This is a genomic window from Muribacter muris (assembly GCF_004569585.1).
Taxonomy (GTDB): Bacteria; Pseudomonadota; Gammaproteobacteria; order Enterobacterales; family Pasteurellaceae; genus Muribacter; species Muribacter muris.
Genome location: NZ_SPPA01000045.1, coordinates 1 through 7,145, shown reverse-complemented (window position 1 = coordinate 7,145; position 7,145 = coordinate 1). Strand labels below are relative to the sequence as shown.

Below are 7,145 nucleotides of genomic sequence, written 5' to 3'. Positions count from 1 at the left end.
CTGATGAGATAACCTTGTTGATTATTCAAGCCAACGGTATTCAAGGTCAGTTGCCCTAAGGCAATAATCCCTTTAGGTTCGGACGAGTCCGTATCAACTCGTGTTTCCCGGTTATCCAAATGGCCTTGGTGGGTATGAATGGTTATATCACCTTGGCTTTGAAGCAACCCTAAGCGGTTGACCAAATCACCACTTTGAATAGTTAACGCAGACATTGCCCCTATAACGCCTTGTGCATTATTTAGAGTCTGCTGACGGGTATTGACGGTTAAATCCGCGCGCTGACTACTTAATAGACCTTGCTGATTATTAAGCCCTTGGCTGTCAATGTGAGCGGTTGATTGAGCAATAATATCCCCCTGATGGTTATTCAATTGCCCCGCTGTTGTTAAATTCAAGGTATGGGCACTTATTCTTGCGCGCTGCGTATTTTGAATACCGTGGTAAGCGGTCAGATTCAGTTGATTTTTTGCATTTAAGTGCCCCGCCGTTTGTGCAAAACGACCGACATTCATTAAGACATTATCCGCATCTATTCTGCCTTGATGATTCGTGACCTCACCGCCTTGCAGCATCAAATTTCCTTGGGGCGCTAAAATATGCCCTTGGGTATTGATGAGTGCGTTCTTGTGGGTATTTATCTCGCTATGCCCCCGAGTTGCCTGTAAGTAACCGTTTTGATTGTGAAGCCGACCACTCAATACGGTGAGGTTGTTTCCGCTTAATACGACGCCCTGTGTGTTATCAAAGCTCTGCTGTGAGGTATTCACCGTCAAATCCGTCTGCGCCCCCATATAACCTTGTTGGTTATTAAGCTGCCCGCTTTGAAGTGAAAGGGCTCCGCTCTTAGCCAGTATCGTACCATTTTGGTTATCTACTTGCTGTTGATGACTATCAAGCCGTAACCTACCTTTTTCCGCTAAAACCAGCCCATTGCGGTTCTCAATGCGCTGACTCTCTATATTTAAATCCTGTTCGGCGGACAGTTCGCTGTCTTGATTATTTATATCACCGATAATATTCAGCGTCGTACTAACCGCCGAAATTAGACTATTGCCTATTGAGCTAAGACTACGGCTATTCAGTACTAAGGTCTCGGCACCGATCTGACCGCCCATTTGGTTAAGCTGACCATCCAGTTGAACATCGGCACGCTTATCCGCCGTTAATTTACCACCGTTGTTCGTCATATCGGTTGCCAAAACGGCTAAATTCTGACCGGATTGCACATAACCGCCCGTATTATCGATGGCTTGCGCTTTCACTCGGGTGTCCTTATGAGCGACTATTCTGCCCTGAGCGTTATGAATATCACCGGCTTCAATATTCAGAGTTCCCTCTGCAATAATCCCTTGATCCTTTGCTTCCGTTTGTCGGTTGTCTAAAGCCTTGCCGTGTGTTTGTATATCTATCGCTTGTTTAGATTGAATATTACCCGACTGATTTTTTAATTCACCACTGTTAATATGAATGTCTGATGCTGCAGAAATATGTCCCTGCCGGTTATTTAACGTCCCGCCTCTTGTGTCAATTTGAATATTGCCAGTCTGGCTACTGATATGACTGTCTTGATTATTGAGCCCCGCACCGGTCAGGCTGATATTACCGATAACATCCAGATGGCTGTTTTGGAAATTCAAGGCTTTTGCCGTCTCAATACGTGCTTGATTCGCCTTAATCAAACCGGCTGTATTGTCTAAAGTATCACCGATAAAAGTGAGATTACCCAACAACATCTGCCCGCTATGTTGGGTAAGCCCTTTTGAGAAAACTAACCGGCTTGTTTCTTTCCCCATCACAATTCCCCGATCATTATTTAACGATTCGGCATTGATGGTGAGCTCTCCATCCGTTCTTATCAATCCGGCTTGATTTGCAACGGCGCTTGCTGATAATGCATTCTTTAATCGACCAACCAAATACCCGTCATTATTGCGTATCTGTTGGCTTTTAACCGTCAGGTTACCCAGTGCTAAGATACCTTTATCTCCTCTGTCGGATAAGGTATGTTGATTCTCCAGATTGCCTTGATGAGTATCAATATAAATCTCTTCACGACTTTGGATCATACCGTTTTGGTTAACCAATTCACCACTTTGTATCTCAAGCGGTGCGTCTGCCTGAATTTTTCCATCACGGTTACTCAGCGTTTGCTGTTGTGTATTGAGATAAATCTGACCTTGTTCGGCAACGATGACCCCGCGATCATTCATCACTCCTCGGCTGTTAATTGAAATCCCCTTTTCTCCCGAGAGCTTACTGTCTTGGTTATTTAACTGATTATCCAGTATTGCGGTAACGGTTTGCCCGGCAATTTCACTCTGCTCGGTTGAATTAAGTGTATGAGCAGTGAGCGTTAAAGCAGCATCACTGAATATTTTGCCGGCTTTTTGGTGAATATCTCCCTTAACTGTTAACGATAATGCCTGTTTAGCGGACACTTTCCCTGTGTCATTGGTAAAGTCGGTCAGTTGTAAAGTTGCGTTATCAGCCGTACCAATATGCCCCGCTGTATTGTCGAGTGTTGTCGCCTGCACCTGCAGATCTGAACCGCTTAATATTTGCCCGTCCTGATTGTTGATTGTGCCTGTCTCAAGCGACAATGCCCCAAATGCAATAATACCTTTATCCTGTTGAGGCGTATGCGTGTGGGTGTTGAGAAGTGCTTGCCCTGGATTATTAAGGGTCAGATCGTGATGACTGAATATCAAACCACCCTGATTGTTCACCGGCCCCGCTACCTGCGCATTCAGTAATCTCTGTGCCGATAATCGACTACGCTGGTTGTTTAACTCGCCCTGCGTATGAATATCCACGATATTTGCCGCAATTTCACTACCGGATTGGGAGACAATTTTATCTGCTGTAACAGACAAACGGGCATTACTTAAAATCTGACCGCCCTGTTGCGACAGTTGTCCTGTTACCGCTAACCTTTGTTCACCGGCAGAAGAGATTAATCCGTGATCATTATTAAGTTGCCCGGTTCGTAGAGTCAAATCTGAATTTGAAGAGAATTTACCGAAACGGTTATTCACTAATCTGGTATGAATATTCGCCGATGAGCCGCTGACAATACGGCCGGCTTCATTATCAATATCGCCGGCATTTAAGTTAAGTTTACCTAATGCCACAATCCCTTTATTTTGAGTTTGTCGGTTCAATAACGCTTGACTATGTGTATCCAAGTTCACATCGTTTTCACTAAAAATAAGCCCCCCGGTATTCACTAACCGACCACTTTTTATCTCAACCGATGTTTTCCCGACTAAATGCCCGTCCGTAGAATCAATCGCATTCTGACCATTTAGAACTGTCAATGTTCCTCCGGCAATAAAACTGCCTTGGCGGTTATCAATGCCCTTAGCCAAAAGAGATAAGTTACCTTGTGTGATAAAATATCCACCCTGATTTTCCAACTTATCTTTAATAGACAACGTGATATCGCTTGCACCTCGCTGTTGCCATTTAGCCCCACCCATTTTTAAAGAGTGCTGCGTAGTCGAAATCGTTTCCGCACTTAAATCACTGCCAACCACAGATAACATACTCGGTGTAACCAAACTCAATGTATTTTTAATATCAAATATCGCCTGATTGGCTTGAATATGACCTTTATGCGCCTTTACAGAGACATCATAAGCACTGTTGCGGCTATGGTCTAAATTGACCTCGGCGGCATTGATATTCACCTGCCCCGATGCCATATTTTTGCCCTGTAACACTGCCTTGCCGCGGGTCTGAATGTGAATGGATTTGCCCTGTGCCGATTGGGTTTCCAGCGTGCGAGTCTCGTTTTTGCCGCTGTCTTGTACCTGCACGCCGGCGGCAATCAGCGAGTTTTTCGTCGCAGTGATACTCGGGGCGTCATAGCGAATATGCTCTTTCGCCACCGTTTCGCCCTGTTGCCTAATCCCTTGACCGGCACGTTTGTGAATCTCCCCTGCACGGGCAACAATCGAGCCGTCTTGCTGAATCTCTTTCGGCGTATTAAGCCCGATATTGCCCTGACGATTTTCGATTTTTCCACGGTTCTCAATACCGGCAGCAGCAGTTAAATCCACCGCCTGGTTGGCATTCAGCGTCCCCGTATTCACCAGCCGCCCTTGGCTGTCGATTTTCAATGTATTGTGGCTCGCACCGATATGTCCGGCATTACGCACGCCTACGCCGTGTTCCGTGCCGATTAAGTGAATTTTGCCCGCATACATACCGCCTAATTCCCCCACATCCACCGCAAATTGCGGTGTGCTCTCATCGGCAAGCGGTTGGCGGGTATGAATAATTTGCACATTTTCCGCAGAATCCGACCGCTTGAGGGTGTTTTTACCGGTAACGACGGTCGTCGCTTTTTTCGACCATACACCGCCGTTAAGTTGGGTTTCCCGGGCTAAAATCTCGGTGTAATCCACTCGGCTGTTATCTAAGCCCTTGCCCTCGACTTTCACCTTGCCTTTTTCCACCACAAAGCGGTCAAGATTGCCCTGTACGATGTGCGGTTTACCGGTGGTGAAGGTGCTGCGGTCAGCATTGATGACCCCACAGCCTTGGCAGTGAATCCCGGACGGGTTGGCGATAATCACATCTGCTTTTTTACCTGCGACCTCCACATAGCCTTTTAATACGGACGGGTCATTAGAATTGACCTCGTTTAAAATGACCTTCGCTTCGCCTCGGGCAAGGTAAGGGTTACCCTGCACCCAACCGGCTTGCTGGGTTTGCACATTGGTACGGCTGTTGTTGAGAATCGCCCCTTGAGTATCGACATCAAATTTGGCATATTTATTGTGAGACAACCCCTGGGCATTTGGGGTACGAATATTCACCTGCGGCAAACCGTTTGCCGTTTGCAGGACAATCGGCTGTTGAGATTTCGGCGCAGATTTGTCCGCTTGAATAATCAAGGTCTCCGCCAGGGCGGCATCGGAAAACGCGACAAAGCCCAGTGCACAATACAGACTAAAGGTGAGCGGGCGCAGGCGGGCAAATAATGCCGATATACCAAAATCCCCCTGTTCGGTTGATTTCCCTTCGGATTTGGCTAACTCGGACACCACCACTAAACGTTGCAATGTTTTGCTGAAAATAACACGGAAACACTTTTTGTTCATAAACTTAAACCTTTTTACCTAAAAACGTGAAAAACGAACCGCTTGCGCCGTTCGCTTTTTGCAAATTAGAAACTATATCCCAGTTGAAAACCGGCTACGCGGTCGGACGTGCGAAAGCCCTTAGGGCGGTGTAGCGGTTTGCCGACAAACAAGTCGTAGTACACCCCTTTCCAACTGCCTTTGACCCCTAATGCCATCCCGACCAAATGATGCCCCGGTTGATTTTCCGATACTGCAGACACCCGACCGCTATCCAATGCCCAGTAAAGCTGATGCCCCGAACGGTTGATATGCCACGCCAGTTCGTTACGCCATACCCAGCCCCGCTCACCGAATAAACTCTGCTCGCCGTCAAAGCCCCGCACCGTATGACGACCGCCGATACTCCAACGGTCTTGGGCAATCAGGCGGGTTTTATTCCATTGCCCCTGCCAGCTGCTTTGCCACTGCCACTGTTGCACGCCTATCTGAAACGGTTTGGTCAAAGACAGGGACATTGTTATAATTTTCGGACGAGACGTCCCCTCATTCCACAGCTCTTCCGGCGCGGCGAGTGCCCCGCGTCCCCCCGTACCGCGTTTAAAATTCGCCGCTAATTCCAATGTCGCATTGCCAAGATACTCTTTATGGGTAATGCCCGCTTCCCAGCCCGCCATTCGCCGTTTTTGTACTTCAACTTCTTCACCGTCAATAAAGTTTTTCGACTGGCGGGACCACACACTGCCGGATACGGTCGTTTTACGCACCGCGTCCCGATAAAGCAGGTACGCCAACGTCAATTTACTGTTGTTGCTCTCCCCCGCATAAATATAGCTGTTATCAAAGGCGGCAAAAACCTCCTGATGGTAGCGACTGTAACTTTGATTGGCGGATAACGTCCAGTAGCCAAACGGAATAGAATAGTAAAATGTCAGATTTTTACTAGCGCGTCTGCCCGCATCGTCTTCACCGCTTTTGAGGCTATGGGTAAAGCTGGTATAAAACAGGTCGTTCGCCGAGAAAATATTATCAATCGACAAGGTTGCCGAGCCCTGATATTTACCGGTTGAGCGAGAACCGCTGTCGTCTAAACTCAGATTGAAACGAAAAGGCAGTGCCTGCTGATAGCTGATTTTTAAGTCGCTTTCCCCGACCGCTCCCGTCTCACTCGGTAAAATCTCAATGTTGGCTTCCACTGTCGGCACCCGTTTCAGATTCTCCAAGGACTGCTCAATTTCCCGCACATTCAGCACTTCCCCACGAGAAAAAGTCAGCCCTGTCCAACTTTGCAAACGGGTAAAACGCGGCACATTGCTGCTGTCCGCCACAATGGTTTGCCCGATTTTCCCCGGAATCACCGTCAGCACCAATGTCCCGCTGCGTAAATCTTGCTCCTCTGCGACGACCCTTGTCGTAACATAGCCTTTCTCAATGATATTGTTCTGCGTCTGTTTCATCAACACCCCCAATCCCTCGCCGCCTAAACAGTGGGGTAAGGTCAGTTTCAGGTCTTTAAAGGCTTGCAGTAATGCCCATTGGAATTGGCTGAGGGAGGTAGAATCGGCAGAGAGGTAATCGGTAAGCACAATACGATGAATCGGATAGCAGGGGGATTCATTATCCGGTAAGGCTAATCCCTGTTGGGCGGTATCCAACCTCACCTCCGGCGCCGATTGCAACTGTGCCGCTTGTGCTTCTTGCTGCTGGGTCTGGCGGTGTTGTTGGGCGGCATCCAGCTGATCTAGTACCGGATCGGGTAATGGGGTGGCAGTGTTTGCTATTGAAGTAAATGGCAACAACATTACGGTTGCTGTCATAAAACGCACGGGTAATTTCATTTTCTAGACGTATCCTCAGAGCGCATTGCTATTTTAGAGACATAGTATTTAGCGGGATTTTATAGAGATTATTGGGTTTGTAAAGATGAGATAATTGATAATTTTTTATAATAATGCTGATTTTACTGTGTATTGAATCATTTCTATACATCCAATATCTGCTGTGATAGCTGTGCTTAGCGGTTATGCACTGTTCGACCAAATGCAAATGAACTGG

2 protein-coding genes are annotated in these 7,145 nt (G+C 47.2%); both read right to left on the bottom strand.

Features of this window, described 5'->3' with window-relative positions; all coding sequences use genetic code 11:
* Positions 1-5,111: two-partner secretion domain-containing protein (locus E4T80_RS12270; RefSeq protein WP_135058681.1), on the bottom strand; the 5,111-nt coding region annotated here is incomplete at its 3' end.
* A gap of 65 nt (positions 5,112-5,176) precedes the next feature.
* Positions 5,177-6,928 carry a ShlB/FhaC/HecB family hemolysin secretion/activation protein gene (locus E4T80_RS12265; RefSeq protein ID WP_135058680.1) on the bottom strand — a complete coding sequence of 584 codons (1,752 nt, stop codon included), beginning with the start codon at positions 6,926-6,928 and terminating at the stop codon, positions 5,177-5,179.
* Positions 6,929-7,145 lie beyond the last annotated feature (217 nt).

What these genes read in the sequence shown, in the direction of transcription:
- E4T80_RS12265 (WP_135058680.1), bottom strand. Translation starts at nt 6,928, where the DNA reads ATGAAATTACCCGTGCGTTTTATGACAGCAACCGTAATGTTGTTGCCA.